Origin of the sequence: Rodentibacter heidelbergensis (genome assembly GCF_002000125.1) — a bacterium.
Classification (GTDB): domain Bacteria; phylum Pseudomonadota; class Gammaproteobacteria; order Enterobacterales; family Pasteurellaceae; genus Rodentibacter; species Rodentibacter heidelbergensis.
Map to the genome: position 1 here is coordinate 73,500 of NZ_MLHH01000011.1, position 20,400 is coordinate 93,899.

Here is a 20,400-nt window from a genome sequence, read left to right on the forward strand (position 1 = left end):
CTTTATTGTCAATTACACGGCTAAATCTACTTGATCACCCTTGGTTTGCAACCAGTTTTTGCGATCTTCGGAACGTTTTTTCGCCAGTAGCATATCCATCAGTTCTAAGGTTTCTTTGCCTTGTTCTTCTTCTGACTGGTAGGTGAGTTGCACAAGGCGGCGGGTATTTGGATCCATCGTGGTTTCCCGTAATTGAGCGGGGTTCATTTCGCCCAAACCTTTGAAACGCTGAACGTTTGGTTTGCCTTTTTTATTTTTCAAGCGATCTAAAATTGCCTCTTTTTCCCCTTCATCTAAGGCATAAAACACCTCTTTATTCAAATCAATGCGATAAAGTGGCGGCATGGCTACATAAACATGTCCTTCCTGTACCAATTTTGGGAAATGGCGTAAGAATAACGCACAAAGTAGTGTGGCGATGTGTAAGCCGTCGGAATCCGCATCGGCAAGAATACAGACTTTTCCGTAGCGGAGTTGGGAGAGATCATCATTGTCCGGATCGATACCCAATGCCACCGCAATATCGTGGATTTCAGTCGAACCAAGCACTTGTTCCGGTGACACTTCCCAAGTATTTAAAATTTTTCCACGCAAAGGCAAAATGGCCTGATATTCACGATCTCTGGCTTGTTTGGCAGAGCCGCCCGCAGAATCTCCTTCCACTAAGAAAAGCTCGGTTTTCTCCAGATCTTGAGAACCACAATCCGCTAATTTACCCGGTAATGCGGGGCCACTCACCAATTTTTTCCGTACCACTTTTTTCGCTGCACGCAAACGGCGTTGGGCGGAGCTTATTGCCATTTCAGCGAGTTTTTCCGCATCTTGCACATTTTGGTTAAGCCATAGGCTAAAGGCATCTTTTAAAACACCGCTCACAAAGACCGCACTTTGACGAGATGATAAGCGCTCTTTGGTTTGACCGGCAAATTGAGCATCTTGCATTTTGAGCGAAAGAATATAAGCGCAGCGATCCCAAATATCATCAGCGGTCAGTTTGACCCCACGGGGAAGCAAATTGCGGAATTCGCAAAATTCTCGAATGGCATCAAGCAAACCTTGGCGTAAACCGTTGACGTGTGTCCCCCCCTGAATGGTTGGGATCAAATTCACATAGCTCTCACCGATTAACTCACCACCTTCAGGTAGCCATAATAACGCCCAGCTAACCGCTTCATTACTTCCTTTAAATTCGCCCACGAAAGGTTTTTCCGGGAGGGTTTCATAGCCATTGACCGCTTCAATAAGATAGTCGGACAAGCCGTCTTCGTATAGCCAAACATCTTGGGTATTGTTGACTTTATCCGTGAATTTGATTTCCAGCCCTGAGCAAAGCACGGCTTTGGCGCGCAATAAATGGCGTAGACGGCTGACGGAAAATTTTGCACTATCGAAATATTTTGGGTTAGGTTTGAAATGAACGGTGGTGCCGGTGGTACGTCTGCCACAGGTGCCGATCACTTCCAATTCTTCGACTTTCACCCCATTTTCAAAGGCAATTTTATACACCTCACCATTGCGTTTAACTTGAATATCCACCCGTTCGGAAAGGGCGTTTACCACAGAAATCCCCACACCATGTAAGCCACCGGCAAATTCATAGTTTTTATTGGAAAATTTACCGCCTGCGTGAAGCTTGGTTAAAATCACCTCCACACCGGATACGCCTTCAGTGGGGTGAATATCCACCGGCATCCCCCGACCATTATCAATGACTTCAAGGGATTGATCGGCATGTAAAATCACTTCAATTTTTGTGGCGAACCCCGCAAGCGCCTCGTCCACACTGTTATCAATCACTTCTTGTGCCAAGTGGTTAGGACGGGTCGTGTCGGTGTACATACCGGGACGAACTTGTACCGGTTCAAGATCTTTTAAAACGGTAATTTCTTGGGCTGAATACTGCGTTGTCATGTTTAGGTTATTTATTAAATAGAAAAAAATTGCGAGAGAGTGTATCAAAAAGTGCGGTCATTTTCGACCGCACTTTTAATGATATAAGCTCGGATCACTTTCATTCGGACGTGTTTTAAAACGGCGATGTAGCCACATATATTGTTCTACACCTTTTAGAATTTCTTTTTCGACAAGCCGGTTCATTCGTATAGCAATGCGGGTCTCATCATCTAAATCTGAGAAATCGACCGGTGCTGAAATACTCACCGTATAGCCCGAACCATCTCGATTACGAAGCGGGGCAAAGGGAATGATTTTGCTTTGCGGCGAGGATTTTAATAAATAGTAGCTACCGGTGGTGGTGCAGGCATCAGGTACGGCAAAAAACGGCACAAATACGGCATTTTTTCGCCCATAATCATGATCGGGCGCATACCAAATGGTTTCACCTTGGCGTAGGGCTTTGATCATACCGCGAAGATCTTTGCGATCTAGCATATCTTTGTTAGAACGCAAACGCCCTTGGGTTTGCAGCCAGTCCATCAGCGGATTATCATTGGGGCGATAGACACCTAATCCGGGGTGATGTAAGCCCACGATGCGAGCGCCAAGTTCTAATGTGAGAAAATGCACACCAACAAAAATAATGCCGTCTTGTTGGTTCGCTTTGAGATAATGTAAGCCCTCAATTTTCGACCATTTTTTTATGCGGGCATCAGACCAAAACCATGCCATACCCGTTTCAATCATTGCCATACCCACCGAACGTAAATTTTCTTGTAGTAGCATTTCACGTTCATGTTCCGGCATGTCGGGAAAACAAAGTTCCAGATTTCGGCGTGCAATAGCGGCACGGCGTTTACCGATGCCTAAATGAGCAAAAAGCCAGCCTAAGCCGTTTCCAATATGACGCAAAATGGGGTAAGGCAATAAAAGTAGCATCCGCCAAATTCCCAAGACAAGCCAAAAGCCCCAGTATTGGGGGGCAAGAAAAGCACGTTGAAAAGTGGGGAGTTTGCTATTTTTCATTGGCGATTAGTCTTCTTGAGTGAAATTGCGCGGTAGTTTAACGTAAAAATGAGTTATGGTAAAATCACGCCAATTTTTTCCAAGAGAGAACAGTATGGCTCAGTATTTAGCAGAATTTAAACAGGCAAAAGTCCTTGTTTTAGGCGATGTAATGCTTGATCGTTATTGGTTTGGTGCGACTAATCGAATTTCCCCTGAGGCACCGGTTCCCGTAGTGCGTGTGCAAGAAAATGAAGAGCGTGCCGGTGGGGCGGCGAACGTGGCGATGAATATTGCTTCATTGAATGTACCGGTACAACTGCTGGGATTGATTGGGCAAGATGAAACCGGTGCAGCCTTATCTCATCTGCTGAAAGATCAACATATTGATTGCAATTTTGTGGCATTGAATACCCACCCGACAATCACCAAATTGCGTATTCTTTCTCGCCATCAACAGCTTTTACGTCTTGATTTTGAAGAAGATTTCCAAAATGTCGATTGCAAAGATCTGCTACTTAAACTCGAAAGTGCGGTCAAAAATTACGGTGCTTTAGTGCTTTCCGATTATGGCAAAGGGACATTAAAGGAAGTGCAAAAAATGATCCAAATTGCACGCCAAGCCAATGTGTCGGTACTCATTGATCCAAAAGGCACGGATTTTGAACGTTATCGTGGTGCAACCTTACTTACCCCTAATATGGCGGAATTTGAAGCGGTGGTGGGCAAATGCAACACGGAAGAAGAGATCATCGAAAAAGGCTTAAAATTAATTTCTGACATAGAATTAACCGCACTTTTGGTGACCCGTTCAGAAAAAGGGATGACTTTGCTTCGTCCAAATCAAACGCCTTATCATCTGCCAACGGTGGCGAAAGAAGTGTTTGATGTGACCGGTGCAGGTGATACGGTGATCAGTGTATTAGCCACCGCACTGGCAGACGGGCGTTCTTTTGAAGAAGCCTGTTATTTAGCCAATGTCGCTGCAGGTATTGTAGTAGGCAAATTGGGAACATCAACGGTTTCTAATGTTGAGCTTGAAAATGCTATCCATGCCCGTCCGGATACCGGTTTTGGTATTATGAGCGAAGCGCAACTCAAAGAGGTGGTCAAACAAGCAAAAGCCCGTGGTGAAAAAATTGTGATGACGAACGGCTGTTTTGATATTTTACATCCGGGCCATGTGTCTTATCTTGAAAACGCCCGCAAATTAGGCGATCGTTTAATTGTTGCGGTAAATAGCGATGATTCCGTCAAACGCTTAAAAGGTGAAACCCGCCCAATCAATCATCTTGATACCCGAATGGCGGTATTAGCTGGGCTATCCTCGGTGGATTGGCTCGTACCTTTTACCGAAGATACGCCACAACGCTTAATTGCTGAAGTCCTACCGGATTTATTGGTGAAAGGCGGGGATTATAAACCAGAAGAGATAGCCGGCAGCCAAGAAGTGTGGGCAAATGGTGGAGAAGTGAAAGTGCTCAACTTCGAAAACGGTTGTTCCACCACCAATGTGATTGAGAAAATTAAAGCATTGAAAGAATAAAAATGAAAGGTTGGGATTTCCCAACCTTTACTTCAATATACTTTTAGGAAAATTAAAGTTATCTTTAGGAAAATTAAAGTTATCTTTCGGAAAATAAAATCTATGACTTGATTTTGCTTTATTCTACTTATAGAATGCACGCTCCTTGTCATCGCTGGGTTAGAGATCGGCGAATGATGTATCAACAACACTACCTTCTAGGAGTAAAACATGTCTCTAAGTACTGAAAAAAAAGCGGCAATCGTTGCTGAATTTGGTCGTGATGCGAAAGATACCGGTTCTTCCGAAGTGCAAATCGCATTATTAACTGCACAAATCAACCACTTACAAGCTCACTTCGCTGAGCACAAAAAAGACCACCATGGTCGTCGTGGTTTATTGCGTATGGTTTCTCGTCGTCGTAAACTTTTAGACTACTTAAAACGTACTGATCTTGCGTTATACCAAAGCACCATCGCTCGTTTAGGTTTACGTCGCTAATTTTTAATTTGACCTTAAAAAGTCAATAATCGCTTTGAAGACTGTATTTGATATGATCAAGTGCAGTCTTTTGTTTTTCTACTTCCCTTAATTTTCTTAAATTAAATTCACAGGTAAAAATGTGAAATAGTCCTCAAAATTAAAATGATGTTGTTGAAGATGAAAATCGCTGTGCTATTCTTTCCATCACCTTTGCTAATTACAAAGATTTTTGCTCAGATGTTCATTTGATCGAGCATTTCTCTTTCGTAGGTTGCTTTGGGAAAGCCCCTTTAGTTTTTCTTTGATCGGTTTAGGTGGAGCGGGCAAAGACATAAACAGCCTAAGCTTTGCCCCTCAAAATGGAGAAGTAAAGGTCAATTTTTTATTTGGAGCACGAGGAGTTGCTATGTATTTTGAAATTTATAAAGATGCGAAAGGTGAATTTCGTTGGAGATTGAAAGCAGGTAATCACCAATCTATCGCAACAAGCGGTAAAGGCTACACAACAAAGCAAAGTTGTCAACATGCCATCAACGTGATTAAAACAATCAATGAGCAGACAGAAGTTAAAGACTTAACCCTTGCTTAAAACTTAAAATCTAGCCCTGTTATAACGGGGCTTTTTAATATCAAGATTATCTGAAAAGTTTTAGTGGATTTTTTATTTTCGGAATGGAAGATATGAATTTTCTCTTCTCGAAAGGGCAATAATTTTAGAAATCATTTAATTGTAATTGAACCCATGATAAAGAATTTATCCAGCGATAGATTGCGGATCACATACGGATCATTTCTAGTTATATTTGAGTGGTATTAAAAAACCGCAAAACAATCTAAACCTTTGATTTTATGGTTGTAGTTGTATTGCGGTTATATTAAATCTGGTGGAGCTGGCGGGAGTTGAACCCGCGTCCGAAATTACTCTACCTTCAGCACTACACGTTTAGTCAGCCTTTCGTTTCACTTAAGCATGCGGACGGACACGCTAAACTTAAATTAGTTTGATTTTATTTAATGCTTCGATCCTCAAACGGCGGCTTCCACACGATCTCGTTTTGGTTTGACTCCGCGTACTCCCCGTCTTACGAGCGGAAGCTGGGGCGCGAAGGCTAAATGCAGGTTATTAAGCTGCTAAAGCGTATTGTTCGTCGTTTGCGACTATTTTTTTGCGGTTTATTTACGAGGCCTACCGCACCTCGACGTGCACCTTGGGCTTCGCCAATCCCGTCGAATCCAGAATCAGCCCCAAATTGGGCGCAAGTTTAGCAAAAAAAAATGTGAAGTAAAAGAACCTATTTATAAACCTATTGGATTAGGTTAGAATTTGCGCAAATTTTATCAGAGGAAAATAAAATGAAAAATTTAAAATCTCTTGCTATGGTTTCGATGTCGGCATTATTGTTAGCGATGAATGTTTCAGCAGAATCGGTCAAAAAAGAGGGGACAAAAGCGGTTTCAAAAAAAGAAAATGCGGTTGATGTCAAATCCGTTTCACAGGTGGTTTCGATTGATGTTGAGAGCAATCAATTGACAGTGGATAACACGGGGCAGGCGTTAGCGGTATTTAAATATAATATTGCCAATACCGGTAATAAACCGATTTCAACCGTTCAATGGCTGAATGTCTATGTAAATCAACGAGAGGTGGTGCATAGCCAAGATATGAACCTTGAGTTAACCTCTCCACTGATGCCGGGCAAATCCCTGTCGATTAATTTACAAATTCCATTTGTTCAGATAGAAGAAAAATTTAGACCGATTTTTATGGATTCCCAATCTAAAATTGATGTTTATTCTATCGATCGGGTGGTTCGTTTTAGTGATAAAAAAGTCATGTACGAACGTCAATAGCCTCTCTTAACAAAACCTGCCAATGTGCAGGTTTTTATCTGTATGCTTGAACAGTGGTTTTGTTCTCGTTATACTAAATATCCGTTTTTTTAACCGCACTTTGACTTATGCCTTTCAGCCGCAAAATTATTCATATTGATATGGATTGTTTTTATGCTTCGGTCGAGATTCGTGATAATCCCTCTCTACAGGGGAAACCTGTTGCTGTAGGGGGAAGTTCTCGTCAGCGTGGTGTGTTAACTACATGCAATTATGAGGCTCGAAAATTTGGTTTACATAGTGCGATGCCTACGGCACAAGCGGTAAAAAAATGCCCTAATCTTATTCTTGTGCCGGTGAACATGCCTTTGTATAAGCAGGTTTCCGAGCAAATTCATCAGATTTTTCACCGCTATACTGATATTATCGAACCGCTTTCTCTTGATGAAGCTTATTTAGATGTGACCGATTGTGAAAAGTGTTCGGGATCAGCGACTTGGATTGCGAAAGCAATACGCCAAGCGATTTTTGATGAATTGCAACTCACCGCTTCGGCGGGCATTGCTCCGCTCAAATTTCTTGCCAAAGTGGCTTCCGATATGAATAAACCCAATGGACAATTTGTTATCAAACCTGATGAGGTGGCAGCCTTTGTCAAAGCTTTACCCTTAAAGAAAATTCCTGGGGTAGGAAAGGTCACATCGCAACGTTTATCCGAGATGGGATTGGTGCATTGTGGTGATGTGCAAAAATTAGATCAAACAATATTACTCAATCAATTTGGCAAAATCGGCAAACGAATTTGGGATTTTAGTCATGGAATTGATAAACGAGAAGTACAGCCTCATCGTGAGCGTAAGTCTGTTGGAGTAGAACGTACACTAAGGGAAAATATTCATGATTTAGCACAAGGGATTGCCTTGTTGGATAAGCTTTACGAAGAACTGATTCGGCGTCTTGAGCGAAGCTTACCCAATATGCCGTTATCTGCTTTTCGCAAGATAGGGGTGAAATTGAAGTTTGAGGATTTTCAAGTGACGACCTTAGAAAAAACAGGCTTGCCGCTTTCTTTGGCGGGATTTCAGCAGTTGTTAACACAAGTTTGGCAACGGGGTAAAGGAAAATCGGTGCGTTTAATTGGTTTACAGGTTGCTTTACCCGAAGAGAATAACCAAGAACAAATGAGCCTTTGGTGATGATATCGTTTCCTAATCAGCTGAATATTCGGAGAGGAAAAGGTTGAAAATAGGGTGTTACAAGGCGTTTATTTTTTATTCATTAAAATCCCCAAAGAGTGGTGGCTGAACCATTGTCAAATCTTATAGAAGTGCGATACACTATGTGGGTTTTTTATTTTTAGTACTAGGAAGAAAAATGACAGATTCTCAACAAGAAGTTCAAATCGAAGAAACTTCATCAGATAGTCAAAAATTGACAAACAATAAGGAAATTATTGCCTATTTGGCTGAAAAATTTCCACGTTGCTTTATTTTAGAAGGTGAAGCAAAACCGCTTAAAATTGGTTTGTTTCAAGATTTAGCGGAAGCATTAAAAGATGATGAACGTGTGAGCAAAACACAATTGCGTCATGCGCTTCGTCAATATACCTCAAACTGGCGTTATTTGCATGGTTGCCGTGAGGGTGCAGAGCGTGTTGATTTAGATGGCAACCCTGCCGGTATTTTAGAGGCGGAACATGTGGCCCATGCGGCAGCACAGCTTGCTGAAGCGAAAGCAAAATTTGCAGAAAAACGCAAAGCAGAACTTGCCGCTAAAAAAGCCCAGCAAAAACGCCCGCCACGTCGTCAACATTCGGCAAAAGCGCCACGCAAACCTAAAACTGAATTAAGTGCGGTTGATTTTTCTTCACTTTCTAAAGGTTCATCAGTGAAGGTAAAAGTGGGAAATCAGGCGAAGAAAGGAATTGTGGTTGAAGTATTGAAAGATGCAGCACGTGTTGAGCTTGAAAATGGCTTGGTGATGAGCATTAATGCAGAGCATTTATTTGCATAATGGTAATAGGTTTGTTATCGGGAAAGGTGAAATGAAATTTACAATGTCCAAAAGTATTTTAGCCGGTGCAGTGTTAGGTGCATTGCTTTTTCATTCCGGTATGGGATTGGCTGTTGCGCCTAAATTGAAGTTAAGCGATATTCAAATTCCTTCTGCAACAGAAGAAAATCAATTAGCGACAAAGCGTGCAACAACACGTTTAACACAATCTCATTATCGTAAATTTCAGCTTGATGATGCTTTTTCTGAAAAAATTTTTGATCGCTATATTAAAAATTTAGATTACAGTCGCAACACTTTTTTACAATCAGATATTGATGAATTACGTCAAAAATATGGCGCACAACTTGATGATCAGCTCAATCAAGGCGATCTTTCAGCGGCTTTTGCCATTTATGATTTAATGATGAAACGCCGTTATGAACGTTATGCTTATGCGCTTTCATTATTAGACAAAGAACCGAACCTCAATGGCCAAGATCAAATTGAAATTGATCGTGAAAAAGCAGCTTTTCCTAAAACGGAAGAAGAGGCGAACCGTCTTTGGGAAGATCGGGTAAAAAATGATGTAATCAATTTAAAATTGAAAGATAAAAAATGGTCAGAAATTAAAGATAAACTTACCAAACGCTATAATTTAGCCATTCGCCGTTTAACGCAAACAAAAGCAGATGATATTGTTCAAACTTATTTGAATGCCTTTGCTCGTGAAATCGATCCTCATACCAGTTATCTTGCGCCCCGCACGGCAAAAAGTTTTAATGAAAGTATGAACCTCTCTTTGGAGGGCATTGGGGCAACGCTACAAGCAGAAGATGACGAAACCACAATTAAATCCCTTGTGCCGGGCGCACCGGCTGAACGCAGTAAAAAATTGCAAGCCGGCGATAAAATTGTCGGGGTTGGGCAAGAAAAAGGGGAAATTGAAGATGTCGTTGGTTGGCGTTTAGAAGATATTGTTGACAAAATAAAAGGTAAAAAGGGCACGAAGGTTCGTTTGGAAATTGAACCGGTTAAAGGTGGGAAATCACGAATTGTGACCTTAGTGCGTGATAAAGTTCGCATTGAAGATCAAGCGGCTAAATTAACCGTTGAGAAAGTGGATGGGGAAAACATTGGGGTGATAAAAATTCCAAGTTTCTATATCGGCTTAACGGAAGATGTGAAGAAATTATTAGCCAATGCTGAGAAAAAACAAGTCAAGGGTTTAATTGTAGACTTGCGTGAAAACGGTGGTGGGGCGTTGACAGAGGCCGTTGCATTAAGTGGCTTATTTATTACAGACGGCCCTGTTGTGCAAGTGCGTGATGCTTATCAGCGTATTCGGATCCATGACGATGTGGATCGTGCGGAGCAATACAAAGGCCCATTAATTGTGATGATTAACCGTTTTAGTGCATCGGCATCGGAAATTTTTGCCGCCGCCATGCAAGATTACAATAGAGGTATTGTGATCGGGCAAAATACCTTTGGTAAAGGCACGGTACAGCAAAGTCGTTCACTGAATTTTGTTTATGATTTAGATCAGACTCCGTTGGGCATTTTACAATATACAATTCAAAAATTTTATCGTATTAACGGAGGCTCAACGCAGTTAAAAGGCGTGGCGGCAGATATCCGTTTCCCGGAAATTATTGATGCGAAAGAACATGGTGAGGAAAAAGAAGATAATGCGCTTCCGTGGGATAAAATCCCCGCAGCCACTTATTCTGAAGTCGGCAATGTTCGTCAATATATTTCGGCATTAGAGAAAAACCATCAGGCGCGTATAGCAAAAGATCCTGAATTTATTGCATTAAATGAAGATCTCAAAATTCGTGATGAACGCCGTGACCGCAAATTTATGTCATTAAATTATCAAGTGCGTAAAGCGGAAAATGATGCGGATGATGCCAGACGTTTAAAAGACATTAATGAACGTTTTAAACGTGAAGGTAAGAAACCGTTAAAAGATATTGATGCTTTACCAAAAGATTACGAAGCGCCGGACTTTTTCTTGAAAGAAGCAGAAAAAATGATGGCAGACTTAGTAAAATTAATTGGAAATCAACAAAAATAAATGCTGAGATGCAGTAAGAAATAAAAAAGTAGAAGTAAAAAATCATTAAATTTTGACCGCACTTTTGAAAAGTGCGGTCTATTGCATAAAATCTTTAAAGGAACATCTATGTTGAAAGGAACATTAAAATCAGGTGTAGTCGCATTATCTTTATCCATGATGACATCGGGCTGTGCTTTGGCGGATTGGGCAAAAAACTCAACCTCAAATCCTGTGTCAACGGTGGATATGTCAAAACTTTCACCGGAAGAACGAGCGAAGTTAGAGGCTGAAATCAAAGAGGATCAGGCTCGTTTAGCGGCAGAAAAACAAGCAATGCTTGAAATGTCACTTATTCATGAAATCGGTGAACAACATTTACAGTTTAAACCGGCCCTTGCCAAACTCTATGCGGAAAATAAATATGATTTATTATGGCAGGATAAAGCTGCTCAAAAGCAATTTTTGCGTGAATATGCGGCGATGGTGGCAAGTGGTGTTTCTAAACGCTCGGCGCAATCTTTGGAACAGTTAAGCCAAGCAGAGCAGGCAGGCGGTTTAACCTATGATGTATTACTCAGTGATGCTTTTTTAGATTACCTTTATTACAGTACCAATATTAACCAGCAAGCACAGCGTTGGTTGTATTCATCAAATAGTTATAAAGCGCAACAACCTGCAGATGAACAAATCCAACAATGGCTAAGTGCGGTTAAAAATCAGCAACTTTTGAGTTATGTTAAGGGATTATCCACGCAGAACAGTCATTATCAGCAAACGGTTCAAGCGCTATCATCAATGATTTCTGCTTCAGGTATGTCGCCAACGGGTAAAAAATTGGCGGTGAATGCACAACGTTTGCGTGTGATCCCGGATTTTAATAACGGTATTTTCGTCAATATTCCTAGCTATCAGCTACAATATTATCGTGATGGTAGGTTAGTGCTGGAATCCCGAGTGATTGTAGGGAAAAACGAGCGCCGTACACCGGTGATGTACAGTAAATTAAGCAATGTTGTGGTGAACCCGCCTTGGAATGCACCAACGCGTTTAGTTAATGAAGATATTGTACCGAAACTGAAACGTGATCCGGGTTATGCGGCAGCACATGGCTATAGCATTTTAGACAGTAAAGGCAATGCGATCGATCCTTATTCCATCAATTGGAATGCGATTGGCAAGCACTTTCCTTACCGAATTCGTCAAGCACCGGGAGACAGCGCTTTAGGGAATTATAAATTTAATATGCCAAGTTCAGATGCGATTTATCTGCATGATACCCCAAATCATGGGCTTTTCTCACGCAAGGATCGAGCCTTAAGCTCCGGTTGTGTAAGGGTGGAAAAGTCCTCTCAACTGGCGGGTATTTTGTTAAAAGAAGCGGGCTGGTCGGATGAGCGTAAGAAAAATGTGTTGGCGAGTAAGAAAACCACTTCGGCTAATGTTCGTTCTGACAATCCGGTGTTTTTATATTATGTGACAGCCTGGGTGGATAATGGTCAGGTGAAAGTGTTACCAGATATTTATAAATATGATGGTGCATTTGGTCATCAAGACATCAATTGGCATACAGTGAAAAAATATTTGTAATATTGACGGTATTGGAGAACGATACGAATATTTTTAAGTCAAAAAACAAAAATAAAAGGAGAAGAAATCATGAGCGAAATTAACCAAAGCCGCCGAAAGTGGCTGTCTTTAGGCGGAATTGTACTGGGCGCAACGCTGGTGCCTAATCAGGTTTTTGCTATGGTCTCTACGCCTAAACCCCGTATTTTGGCATTTCGTAATATCAATACCGGCGAGCGTTTAAGTGCAGCATTTTCACCCAATGGGGGAATTGCCTCATCAATGTTGAAGAAATTGGATTATTTCATGCGTGATAAACGAACGAATCAGGTTCATCGTATGGATCCGAATTTGTTTATAAAATTTTACCGTATTCAAAATCAGTTAGGCTTGCAAACCGCGGAGATCCAAATTATTTGTGGTTATCGTTCTCCAGCAACCAATGCAATGCGTCATCGTCAAAGTCGTGGTGTGGCAAGCAATAGTTACCATGTGAAAGGTCAGGCCATTGATTTCCGCATAGAGGGTGTGCCACTTGCCAAAGTGAAACAATCGGCAGAAGCTTTGAATAATGGCGGGGTAGGGTTTTATCCTCGTAGTAATTTTGTTCATGTGGATACCGGCCCGGTAAGAACTTGGCGGGGCGTGTAAAACGCTGAAAAAATTAACCGCACTTTGGTGCGGTTTTTTGTTTATTAAGGAGAGAAAAATGAATATTGAGATAATTCTGGTAACGGCATTTCAACAAAATTGTTCGTTGATTTGGGATGATGAAAAAAATGCAGCCATTATCGATCCCGGTGGTGAGGCAGAAAAACTGATCCAGCGAATTGAAGAATTGGGGTTGAATTTAAAGGTGATTTTGCTCACTCATGCTCATCTTGATCATGTAGGTGCAGCAAAACAATTGAAAGCCTATTTTAAGGTAGAAATTTGGGGATCGCAGGAAGAGGATCGCTTTTTGTTTGAAAGTTTGCCGGAACAAGCCGAGCGTTTTGGCTTGCCCCACATTAGCGCTTTTTTGCCTGATCGTTGGCTACACGAAGGGGAAGTGATCAATATAGGTGATTTTCAATTTGATATTTTGCATTTACCGGGTCACACTCCGGGCCATATCGGCTTTATTGAACAAGAGAAGAAAGTGGCATTTACCGGAGATGTCTTATTTCAGGGGGGCATTGGACGAACGGATTTTCCCCGTGGAAACTATGAACAGCTGATTTCTTCAATTCGTGAGAAATTATTTACACTCAATGATGATATGATCATTATTGCCGGTCATGGGCCTTATACAACGATTGGACGAGAAAAAGTCGATAATCCTTTTTTAAAGTAAAAAATAAAGGCGCATTAAGCGCCTTTTTCGATAGGATTACATTTTTTCAACGGTTTTAATACCTAATAATGTTAAGCCTTGTTTTAAGGTTTTTTCGGTTAATAGAGCTAATTTCAAACGGCTTAATTTCACCTTTTCTTCTTGTGCATTTAAAATTGGGCAATGTTCATAAAAAGAAGAAAATACGCCGGCCAATTCATATAAATAGGCACAGAGTACATGAGGCGTGCCTTCTTTACCGACGGTTTGTACGGCTTCTTCAAATTGCAGTAATTTAATGGCAAGCGCCCGTTCTTTTTCATTGTCGAGAATGATTTCTGCATCAGAAAGTGCGCTCATATCTACATCCGTTTTATTGAAAATTGAACGAATACGGGTGTAGGCATATTGCATATAAGGGGCGGTATTGCCTTCAAAGCTGAGCATATTGTCCCAATCAAACACATAATCGGTAGTACGATTTTTAGAAAGATCGGCATATTTTACTGAGCCAATTCCCACCGCTTCAATCACGGCTGCTTTTTCAGCTTCAGAGAGTGAACTATTTTTTTCATTGATTAGTGTGGTTGCCCGCTCAATGGCTTCATCTAATAAATCCGCCAATTTTACCGTGCCGCCGGTACGGGTTTTAAAGGGTTTGCCATCTTTACCCAGCATCATTCCGAAGTTTTTGTGTTCCAAGGAGAAACTATCTGGAACATAGCCTGCCTTACGGGTAATAAGCCAAGCCTGTTGCATATGTTGGCTTTGACGGGTATCTGAGAAGACAAGGGCTCGATCGGCTTTTAAGGTTTCGTAACGGTATTTTGCGGCAGCAATATCGGTTGTGGTGTATAGAAAGCCCCCGTCTTTTTTCTGCACAATGACACCCATGGGTTCGCCTTCTTTATTTTTGAATTCTTCTAAATACACCACAAAGGCTCCCTCATCTTCAACGGCTAACCCTTGTTTTTTCAAATCTTCAACAATGCTTGGCAACATAGGATTGTACAGGCTTTCACCCATCACATCTTTTTCTGTTAAGGTGACATTTAAGCGATCATAATTATGTTGGTTTTGCTGCATGGTGATATCCACTAAACGTTTCCACATGGAAAGACAGTAAGGGTCGCCACCTTGTAATTTCACCACATAATGACGTGCTTTCTCGGCAAATGCTTCATCCTCGTCATAACATTTTTTGGCTTCACGATAGAAGGCTTCTAAATCTTGCAATGCCATCTCATTGGCCTGCTCATTTTGCATTTTTTCAAGATAAGCAATGAGCATACCAAATTGCGTTCCCCAATCCCCCACATGGTTTGCCCGAATAACATGATGCCCTAAAAATTCGAGAGTACGGGCAACGGCATCGCCGATAATCGTAGAGCGAAGATGGCCCACATGCATTTCTTTTGCCACGTTGGGTGAGGAATAATCAATAACAATAGTTTGTTTTTCCTTGGCTTGAACACCTAAATGAGGTTGGGCAAGAGAGGCGGAGATCGCTTTGGCAAGCCAATCCGGATTAAGGAAAATATTGATAAAACCTGGGCCGGCAATTTCTAATTTTTCTGCAATATCGGATAAATCCGCATTCTCTAGTACTTTTTCGGCAAATTCACGGGGATTTAAGCCTAATTTTTTGGCGACCGCCATAATACCATTGGCCTGATAATCACCAAATTGAGGTTTAGTTGATTGACGCACTAGGGCATCAGAGGATTCATCGGCCCCGGCTTGGATCATCGCCTGTTTAATCTTGTCGGATAAAATAGATTGAATATTCACAGTTTTTCCTACGTTAAATTTGAATAGTAAAAATATTCGGCTATGATAGCGTTCTTTATGTATTTCTCAAAGGGAGAATATGACAAATTTCAATGAAAATTTGACCGTACTTTGGCATGAATTAACGCATTTTGAGGAAAAAATTCAACAACTTGCTTCTGTCATGACACTCAATTTAAGCGATTATGAGATTGACCATATTGCCTTGAGGGTAAATCATGAGCAAAATGCAAAAATTTGGCTGACAGCATTATTAAAGTACGGTAGAATTTTGTCCGATAATATCGTCAATGGGCGGCCTATCTATTTAATTCAGTTAGAAAGACCGCTTGCCTTTGCCGGGCAGTTTGTTGATGTTATTGAATTACCGTTTCCTAAAAATAAACAATATCCCCAAGAAAGTTGGGAACATATTGAAGTTGTAATGCCTTTTCTTGCAAATGAATCCACAGAGGCGTGGATAGCAAGAATCCAACAACAATTTTTATGGCAACATTTAAATCAATTAACAATAAAAGTCAGTGAACCTAAAGTTGAAGGCGAACGTTTACCGAACCCTTCCATTGCAGTGAGTTTTCGCGATAAAAGCACTAACCCTTTCTGCATAAAAGTTCACCCTTACTCAATTAAAAAAATACTCGAGGTTTAGCATAATGAAAAAGATGACTCTTGCATTAACTGTTCTACTGAGTTTAGGTTTAGCCGCTTGTTCATCAAATAACCAAAAAGATGAAAGCGCATATAAAGGCCAGGTTATTTTTAGCCAAATGCAAGGTGAAAACCTTCAATTAACTATCCGTAAAAATAACTGCTCATACAAGCAAGAAGGCGAAGTTGAAACTGTCACTCATGCCTATGATTCAACCCTTGTTGTGGGTGCTTGTGTGAAAGTATCAGACAACGGCAATGGTTTAAAAAATATTTCAACTTGGTCTCCAAGAAACCCAATTTAATCGATAAGGTTGGTTAATGATGAAAAAAATGACAGTAGCATTAGCACTTATTGTTGCCCTCGGTGTAACAGGTTGTGCGAATACTGATATTTTTAGTGGCGATGTTTATTCTGCCGATCAAGCAAAAGAAGCACGTTCAATTAGTTACGGTACATTGGTTTCCGTTCGTCCGGTAAAAATTCAAGCGGATAACCAAGGTGTAATCGGTACAGTGGGCGGTGGTGTGCTTGGTGGTGTTGCCGGTAGCGCCGTAGGCGGCGGTACAGGGAAAGCCATCGCAACGGCAGTGGGGGCTATTGCAGGCGCTGTGGTTGGTAGCAAAATTGAAGAAAACGCCAGCCAAGTTAACGGTGCGGAACTTGTGATTAAAAAAGATGATGGTAAGACAATTGTTGTTGTCCAAAAAGCGGATCCTAAATTTGTCGCAGGTAAACGTGTTCAAATTGTTGGTGGCTCATCATTAAATGTTTCTGTTATTAACTAAACATTAATCTTATTTTATCTTTAAAAAGCGAACCCTGTGTTCGCTTTTTATCTTTTAAAATCTTCTAAAAAACGGACCGCACTTTTGGGGGATAAAGTGTGGCTTGGTGTTTTCGTTAGTTGTCACCTTAAATGCTTAAAGGATAGCCGTTAAGATCCATTGGGAGAGGGAAAATGAGCAAATAAAAAATCGAATAAAGATTGATTTATTCGATTTTTTAACAGATTTAACGCCATTTAAAAGGCAATGCTAAGCGATTATGCCCAATATTTGTCGATTTCAGCACGGATAGCTTCTGCCGTTGCTTTGCCTTTTTCTCCCACTAATGCACGACCGGCAATAAAGGCTTTCGCATTTTTGATCGCTTTGAACAGATGAATATCTTCAGGCACAATTCCGCCTGTAATGGAAAGGGCTAATCCGATGTCTGATAATTTTTTCATTAACTCGACATCTTCGGGTGTCCAACCTTTACCCGCTAATTCAGCATCACGAGAGCGATGATAAATTGCCTGTGTTACGCCTAAATCCACCCATTCTTTGGCATCTTTTTCCACAGTCCAGTTACCGTAGATCTCAATTTGAATTTCTTTTTTCACTTTTAATTCAGGGTGAGCCGCATTGAAGTCATCTGCCACTTTTTTACAGGCTGCTTTTGTAGCAGGGTGTGCAGCAGCAGAAACCGTGAGCCAGTCAGCGCCGGCTTCAAATGCCATTTTAGCCAAAATAGCGCCACCGTCAGTAGTTTTTAAATCGCACACAATAATATGGTTTGGATGTAAAGCCCGCAGTGTGCTAACCGCTTTCATTCCTTCTGCACAAGCGAGAATAGTGCCCACTTCGATGATTTCGACTAAATCTTCTGCTTGTTTAGCATCAGCGACTGCTTTTTCTAAAGAAAGGGAGTCCAGTGCAATTTGTAATAAGGGTTTAGACATCGTGATTATTCCTTCTGTTGAATTGAAATCGGGAAAAGTGCGGTCAATTTTAACCGCACTTTTAAATAAGATCAGCCATTTAATGCTTTATCAATTGCCGCATAAACTTCATCGGCACTGTTGCAGTGGCGGAAACGATTTAAATCTACGCCATCATCACTATCTGGATCATCAAGCACTTGTGTAATTTCCATTAAGCCTTGCATATGCTGATCGGAATCGCTTCCTGCAAGGGTAATCAAAACATAAACCGGATCATCTTCGCCTTCAAAGTAAATGGGTTCTTTTAAGGTTACTAAAGCAAATGCGGTTTTAATCACCCCCTCTTCAGGACGGGCATGCGGCATGGCAAGACCCGGTGCTAAAATGATATAAGGCCCCATTTTTTCGATATTGCTGATAATCGTATCATAATAACGAGGTTCAATGGCACCGGAGGCTTCTAGTAAATCTGTACCGATTTTTATTGCGCTTTTCCAATCCGTTGCCGTTTGGTTGAGTTTTATAGAATGGTTTGCGATAAGTGATTCTTTTAACATATTGATATCCTCAACGATGGTGTAAAAGGTGTGCGGTGAATTCCCCGTGAAAATTGACCGCACTTTCGTAGGTAATTAGTTGTTATTTTGGAATTTACGAATTAATTCGATTAATTCATCACCAAAAGAGTTCGGGTTAAGCATATTTTGTACACCCAATACAAATTTACCTTCACCCACTTGGATTTCATCGGATAAATGTTTAGACGAAACGATAATATCGGTGCTGTCCAATTTTCCTTTATAATCGGTGACTGCGCAAGAATCCATAATATTTGGAATACCACGTTTGTCTAAATAGCCCTTAATCTTCATTTTCATCATCATCGAAGATCCTTGACCGGAACCACAGACGGCAAGAATACGCACAGGTTTTACGCTTTCGCCAGAAAGTTCATCGGTTTTGACCGCACTTTCACTTTGGTTTTCTTGAGAAACGGTGACTTCTTCGTTGCCATCAAAATTATAGCCATCCATTTGCTCAAGGGTTTTACCGGCAGCAGCAGCGGCCGCTTCAGCCGCACGCAATTTTTTAGCGGCAAATGCCATGTAGGTGAAAGAGGCGGCTAAGATCACAAAGAAGAAGAATGGAATACTGACAATCCCTTGCAATACCGGTGGGAAGAATAATGCCCAGTCAGCCATTCCCATCCAGCCATTGAAGGTTGCACCTTGGGTAGAGAGTAAATGAATGACCCAAGCAGAGCCTAAGACTTCAATGATCCCCATTACAAAACAGATTTTCATCACGGCACGCCAGCCACCGAAGTGGTTAGCAAAAACACCAATGGTGGCATTAGAGAAGAACATTGGGATAAAACCAGGAATGATTAACACGGAAGCATCAAAACCAAGTAATAAACCGACTGCAACGAATTGACCAATTGCCCCCCACATAAAACCAAAGACCATTGCATTGGGTGAGAAAGCATAAATCGCCGCACAGTCAATGGCTAACACGGCATTAGGAATGACACGTTCGGAAATACCTTTGAAAGCTTCTGATAACTCGGCAACAAACATCCGAACCCCAATGACAATCACTTGAATGGCAACGGCAAATTTCAGCCCTGTTTCAAAAATATAAATTGTCCAGTGGGTTTTGCCTGCCATAGTTTGTAAATTATCCAAACCAAAAGAAATGAGGATAATCCCAAAGAATACGGTCATAACTAATACGGTGGCAGAGATACTATCGTGGAAAATATGAAGCCATTTTGGCAATTTCATATTATCGACACTGTCTTCTTTATTACCGAGTTTCGGTGCAAGTTGAACGGCAATCCAAGAAGCAATTTGTTGTTGGTGTCCGATAGAGAAACCCGCACCACCGGTTACGGCTTGAGTTGGCTTATACATAATGTTGGAGGAAATTCCCCAGTATAATGCCATGATAATCGCCGTATAAATAATGGTTTCCATCATGGATGCGCCAATGAGCATATAGAATACCGCGACCAAACCGGCTTGTTGGAACATAATATGCCCGGTGAGCATGATGGTACGAATACCGGTGAAACGTCTGAATACCACAAGTAAAATGTTTAATGCCAGTGCCAGTAAAACCGCATATCCCACCCAGGCATAATTATCTGCCATGGTTTCAATGGTGGCTTGCATACTGGTGTAGGGGTCAATGACGGCCCCGGTTAAGCCATGATATTCCGATAGTTTGGCAATGATCGGTTTAAAACCTTTCACTAATTCGCCGGCTCCGACTTGAACGAGCATAAAACCGACAATGGTTTTAATTGTCCCTTTAATCACGGTTGTTGTGTCTTTGCGTAGAAGAATATAGCCAATACAGGCAACGATACCGAGGAGTAAAGGGGCTTTGTTAAGAACTTGATCCCTAAAGACAATAAATAAATCTAATAATGTTTCCATAACAGAACCTCTGTTGACATTGATTAAAATGGAAAATACTTAGCCTCTGAATTCATTCCGAACATCCTCGGAAAAGAAATCTTGCAAATAATAACAATTATTTTTGAATAAAAAAGAGTGGATTTGATTTTTTG

19 protein-coding genes and 1 other RNA gene are annotated in these 20,400 nt (G+C 41.2%); 13 read left to right on the forward strand and 7 right to left on the reverse strand.

Annotated elements, in window-relative coordinates; translation table 11 throughout:
• Positions 1–12 precede the first annotated feature (12 nt).
• Both parE and BKK48_RS05820 read right to left on the reverse strand, forming a co-directional pair.
• On the reverse strand, positions 13–1,911 hold the full coding sequence (gene parE, locus BKK48_RS05815; RefSeq protein WP_077427206.1) for a DNA topoisomerase IV subunit B: 1,899 nt from the start codon (positions 1,909–1,911) through the stop codon (positions 13–15).
• A 75-nt stretch (positions 1,912–1,986) separates the two neighbouring features.
• Positions 1,987–2,922 (reverse strand): Kdo(2)-lipid IV(A) acyltransferase, encoded by a 936-nt coding sequence (locus tag BKK48_RS05820; protein ID WP_077427207.1) that lies wholly within the window; start codon positions 2,920–2,922, stop codon positions 1,987–1,989.
• Positions 2,923–3,016: 94 nt separating this feature from the next.
• On the opposite strand from BKK48_RS05820, the gene hldE reads away from it, so the two are divergent.
• The 3 genes from hldE to BKK48_RS05835 all read left to right on the forward strand — a co-directional run bounded on the left by hldE (position 3,017) and on the right by BKK48_RS05835 (position 5,498).
• Positions 3,017–4,447, forward strand: coding sequence for a bifunctional D-glycero-beta-D-manno-heptose-7-phosphate kinase/D-glycero-beta-D-manno-heptose 1-phosphate adenylyltransferase HldE (gene hldE / locus BKK48_RS05825; protein ID WP_077427208.1), 1,431 nt, complete (start codon positions 3,017–3,019; stop codon positions 4,445–4,447).
• Between the two features lie 210 nt (positions 4,448–4,657).
• Positions 4,658–4,927, forward strand: coding sequence for a 30S ribosomal protein S15 (gene rpsO / locus BKK48_RS05830; protein ID WP_005628925.1), 270 nt, complete (start codon positions 4,658–4,660; stop codon positions 4,925–4,927).
• Positions 4,928–5,315: 388 nt separating this feature from the next.
• The gene (locus tag BKK48_RS05835) at positions 5,316–5,498 is read left to right on the forward strand and encodes a YegP family protein (RefSeq protein ID WP_077427209.1); all 183 of its coding nucleotides are present in this window, start codon (positions 5,316–5,318) and stop codon (positions 5,496–5,498) included.
• A 293-nt stretch (positions 5,499–5,791) separates the two neighbouring features.
• Here BKK48_RS05835 and ssrA read toward each other — a convergent pair.
• Positions 5,792–6,156, reverse strand: a transfer-messenger RNA (tmRNA) gene (gene ssrA, locus BKK48_RS05840).
• 106 nt (positions 6,157–6,262) lie between these two features.
• Between ssrA and BKK48_RS05845 the strand changes: the two genes are divergently transcribed.
• The 7 genes from BKK48_RS05845 to BKK48_RS05875 all read left to right on the forward strand — a co-directional run bounded on the left by BKK48_RS05845 (position 6,263) and on the right by BKK48_RS05875 (position 13,695).
• Positions 6,263–6,760: a hypothetical protein gene (locus BKK48_RS05845; RefSeq protein WP_077427210.1), complete on the forward strand. Its 498-nt coding sequence runs from the start codon at positions 6,263–6,265 to the stop codon at positions 6,758–6,760.
• A gap of 107 nt (positions 6,761–6,867) precedes the next feature.
• On the forward strand, positions 6,868–7,935 hold the full coding sequence (gene dinB / locus BKK48_RS05850; RefSeq protein ID WP_077427211.1) for a DNA polymerase IV: 1,068 nt from the start codon (positions 6,868–6,870) through the stop codon (positions 7,933–7,935).
• Positions 7,936–8,113: 178 nt separating this feature from the next.
• Positions 8,114–8,752: an RNA chaperone ProQ gene (gene proQ / locus BKK48_RS05855; protein WP_077427212.1), complete on the forward strand. Its 639-nt coding sequence runs from the start codon at positions 8,114–8,116 to the stop codon at positions 8,750–8,752.
• 31 nt (positions 8,753–8,783) lie between these two features.
• Complete coding sequence (gene prc, locus BKK48_RS05860) at positions 8,784–10,811, forward strand: carboxy terminal-processing peptidase (protein ID WP_077427239.1); 2,028 nt, start codon at positions 8,784–8,786, stop codon at positions 10,809–10,811.
• A 108-nt stretch (positions 10,812–10,919) separates the two neighbouring features.
• Positions 10,920–12,380, forward strand: coding sequence for a L,D-transpeptidase family protein (locus BKK48_RS05865; protein ID WP_077427213.1), 1,461 nt, complete (start codon positions 10,920–10,922; stop codon positions 12,378–12,380).
• Positions 12,381–12,449: 69 nt separating this feature from the next.
• Positions 12,450–13,010, forward strand: coding sequence for a peptidoglycan L,D-endopeptidase MepK (gene mepK, locus BKK48_RS05870; RefSeq protein ID WP_077427214.1), 561 nt, complete (start codon positions 12,450–12,452; stop codon positions 13,008–13,010).
• 58 nt (positions 13,011–13,068) lie between these two features.
• Positions 13,069–13,695 carry an MBL fold metallo-hydrolase gene (locus BKK48_RS05875; protein ID WP_077427215.1) on the forward strand — a complete coding sequence of 209 codons (627 nt, stop codon included), beginning with the start codon at positions 13,069–13,071 and terminating at the stop codon, positions 13,693–13,695.
• A gap of 36 nt (positions 13,696–13,731) precedes the next feature.
• Here BKK48_RS05875 and argS read toward each other — a convergent pair whose 3' ends face one another.
• Entirely contained in the window at positions 13,732–15,465 is a 1,734-nt protein-coding gene (argS, locus tag BKK48_RS05880) for an arginine--tRNA ligase (protein WP_077427216.1), read from the reverse strand.
• 79 nt (positions 15,466–15,544) lie between these two features.
• Between argS and BKK48_RS05885 the strand changes: the two genes are divergently transcribed.
• Genes BKK48_RS05885 through BKK48_RS05895 form a run of 3 tightly spaced genes read left to right on the forward strand, consistent with a single transcriptional unit; the run spans position 15,545 to position 16,902 of the window.
• Entirely contained in the window at positions 15,545–16,114 is a 570-nt protein-coding gene (locus BKK48_RS05885; protein WP_077427217.1) for a VOC family protein, read from the forward strand.
• A gap of 4 nt (positions 16,115–16,118) precedes the next feature.
• Positions 16,119–16,418: a hypothetical protein gene (locus BKK48_RS05890; protein ID WP_077427218.1), complete on the forward strand. Its 300-nt coding sequence runs from the start codon at positions 16,119–16,121 to the stop codon at positions 16,416–16,418.
• A 19-nt stretch (positions 16,419–16,437) separates the two neighbouring features.
• Complete coding sequence (locus tag BKK48_RS05895; RefSeq protein ID WP_077427240.1) at positions 16,438–16,902, forward strand: outer membrane lipoprotein; 465 nt, start codon at positions 16,438–16,440, stop codon at positions 16,900–16,902.
• 257 nt (positions 16,903–17,159) lie between these two features.
• Here the strand turns inward: BKK48_RS05895 and BKK48_RS05900 are convergent, their stop codons facing one another.
• The 3 genes from BKK48_RS05900 to BKK48_RS05910 all read right to left on the reverse strand — a co-directional run bounded on the left by BKK48_RS05900 (position 17,160) and on the right by BKK48_RS05910 (position 20,266).
• Positions 17,160–17,840: a 3-keto-L-gulonate-6-phosphate decarboxylase UlaD gene (locus tag BKK48_RS05900; RefSeq protein WP_077427219.1), complete on the reverse strand. Its 681-nt coding sequence runs from the start codon at positions 17,838–17,840 to the stop codon at positions 17,160–17,162.
• A gap of 71 nt (positions 17,841–17,911) precedes the next feature.
• Positions 17,912–18,379 (reverse strand): PTS sugar transporter subunit IIA, encoded by a 468-nt coding sequence (locus tag BKK48_RS05905; protein WP_077427220.1) that lies wholly within the window; start codon positions 18,377–18,379, stop codon positions 17,912–17,914.
• A 75-nt stretch (positions 18,380–18,454) separates the two neighbouring features.
• Positions 18,455–20,266 carry a PTS ascorbate-specific subunit IIBC gene (locus BKK48_RS05910; protein ID WP_077427221.1) on the reverse strand — a complete coding sequence of 604 codons (1,812 nt, stop codon included), beginning with the start codon at positions 20,264–20,266 and terminating at the stop codon, positions 18,455–18,457.
• Between the last annotated feature and the right edge of the window lie 134 nt (positions 20,267–20,400).

Bases quoted from the DNA above. Each gene is read 5' to 3' on its own strand.
- BKK48_RS05895 (WP_077427240.1), top strand. From the start codon at position 16,438: ATGAAAAAAATGACAGTAGCATTAGCACTTATTGTTGCCCTCGGTGTA.
- proQ (WP_077427212.1), top strand. From the start codon at position 8,114: ATGACAGATTCTCAACAAGAAGTTCAAATCGAAGAAACTTCATCAGAT.
- BKK48_RS05820 (WP_077427207.1), bottom strand. From the start codon at position 2,922: ATGAAAAATAGCAAACTCCCCACTTTTCAACGTGCTTTTCTTGCCCCC.
- prc (WP_077427239.1), top strand. From the start codon at position 8,784: ATGAAATTTACAATGTCCAAAAGTATTTTAGCCGGTGCAGTGTTAGGT.
- BKK48_RS05900 (WP_077427219.1), bottom strand. From the start codon at position 17,840: ATGTCTAAACCCTTATTACAAATTGCACTGGACTCCCTTTCTTTAGAA.
- BKK48_RS05905 (WP_077427220.1), bottom strand. From the start codon at position 18,379: ATGTTAAAAGAATCACTTATCGCAAACCATTCTATAAAACTCAACCAA.
- BKK48_RS05875 (WP_077427215.1), top strand. From the start codon at position 13,069: ATGAATATTGAGATAATTCTGGTAACGGCATTTCAACAAAATTGTTCG.
- BKK48_RS05885 (WP_077427217.1), top strand. From the start codon at position 15,545: ATGACAAATTTCAATGAAAATTTGACCGTACTTTGGCATGAATTAACG.
- BKK48_RS05890 (WP_077427218.1), top strand. From the start codon at position 16,119: ATGAAAAAGATGACTCTTGCATTAACTGTTCTACTGAGTTTAGGTTTA.
- mepK (WP_077427214.1), top strand. From the start codon at position 12,450: ATGAGCGAAATTAACCAAAGCCGCCGAAAGTGGCTGTCTTTAGGCGGA.
- rpsO (WP_005628925.1), top strand. From the start codon at position 4,658: ATGTCTCTAAGTACTGAAAAAAAAGCGGCAATCGTTGCTGAATTTGGT.
- BKK48_RS05865 (WP_077427213.1), top strand. From the start codon at position 10,920: ATGTTGAAAGGAACATTAAAATCAGGTGTAGTCGCATTATCTTTATCC.
- BKK48_RS05910 (WP_077427221.1), bottom strand. From the start codon at position 20,266: ATGGAAACATTATTAGATTTATTTATTGTCTTTAGGGATCAAGTTCTT.
- parE (WP_077427206.1), bottom strand. From the start codon at position 1,911: ATGACAACGCAGTATTCAGCCCAAGAAATTACCGTTTTAAAAGATCTT.
- hldE (WP_077427208.1), top strand. From the start codon at position 3,017: ATGGCTCAGTATTTAGCAGAATTTAAACAGGCAAAAGTCCTTGTTTTA.
- dinB (WP_077427211.1), top strand. From the start codon at position 6,868: ATGCCTTTCAGCCGCAAAATTATTCATATTGATATGGATTGTTTTTAT.
- BKK48_RS05835 (WP_077427209.1), top strand. From the start codon at position 5,316: ATGTATTTTGAAATTTATAAAGATGCGAAAGGTGAATTTCGTTGGAGA.
- BKK48_RS05845 (WP_077427210.1), top strand. From the start codon at position 6,263: ATGAAAAATTTAAAATCTCTTGCTATGGTTTCGATGTCGGCATTATTG.